The sequence below is a fragment of the Enterobacter sp. LM3 genome (genome assembly GCF_046622475.1).
GTDB classification, from domain to species: Bacteria; Pseudomonadota; Gammaproteobacteria; order Enterobacterales; family Enterobacteriaceae; genus Enterobacter; species Enterobacter cloacae_P.
The window spans coordinates 1-935 of the sequence record NZ_JBJURN010000054.1; the positions used below are offsets into that span (position 1 = coordinate 1).

A 935-nucleotide genomic window follows, 5' to 3' on the forward strand; every position below is an offset into this window, starting at 1 on the left:
TTGACGATCACTTCGTCGATGCGATCCAGCTGCGCGCTGTTCCCTGCGACCGTAGCCGACAGCCTTTTGCGCGTGGCCACCTGCGCCAGCCCGTTCTGGATTATCGCAATTGCCGAGTTCTTCACGCCTCCTGTCATGCCGTCCATCGAAACGGAAATCTCATCGATTTTTACAGCAGCCTGCGCCAGACCGTCAGCATTCTCCTGTATCTCTTGCGCCTGCTTCTCCAGCTCGCCGGCATGACTTTTGATGTCATCCGCCATACCAGCAATTTTTTCATTGCTGTCTACAGCGTTCTCGATCAGGTCTTTGAATGTCTCAGACCCCTTCATATCCTCCAGGATGGCATCAGTGATATCAGAAACATCAGTGCTGGCCTGCCCCCGAACAAAGTCGGTATACCCCGATTCATTACCGGTTCGGTCAACCAGCTGCGCGCGGTACCAGAAAATCTGTCCCGCCTTAAGCCCCATCTGCTGATATTTACGTTGTGGGTATGGTACATCGGCCAGCAGTATCGCATCGCCCTCCGTCCCCGTCAGGCTGTACTGAATTTCCGTCTTCAGCGTGTCGTCCGTATTCGCCGGGAACGCCCAGTTCAGATCAATACCAAATACCACGTTTTCCGAAGCGATAAAGCTCACCGGCTTCGGCGGATTTCCCACTTTTCCGGTTAACGTTTTCTCTTCTGAATAACCCCATCCGGATGAAATTTCAGCAGCGTTAATGGCTCGCACGCGTACCAGATATCGTCCTGCATAAATGCCAGGAATATCGAAGGATGTGGTAGAGCTGCGCGGCACATTCACCCAGTTCCCGTCATTGCGACGCCACTGTGCCTCATAGGCTATGGCATTTTGAGCCTGATCCCAGCTGACGCGCATAGTCTCAACGCTGATGTTCTGCTGAACGACAGAGAACGAGTTGATCACGAT

At 53.2% G+C, this 935-nt stretch carries 1 pseudogene; it reads right to left on the reverse strand.

Annotated elements, in window-relative coordinates:
* A pseudogene (locus ACJ9N4_RS20885) lies at window positions 1-935 on the reverse strand (host specificity protein); the annotation flags it as partial.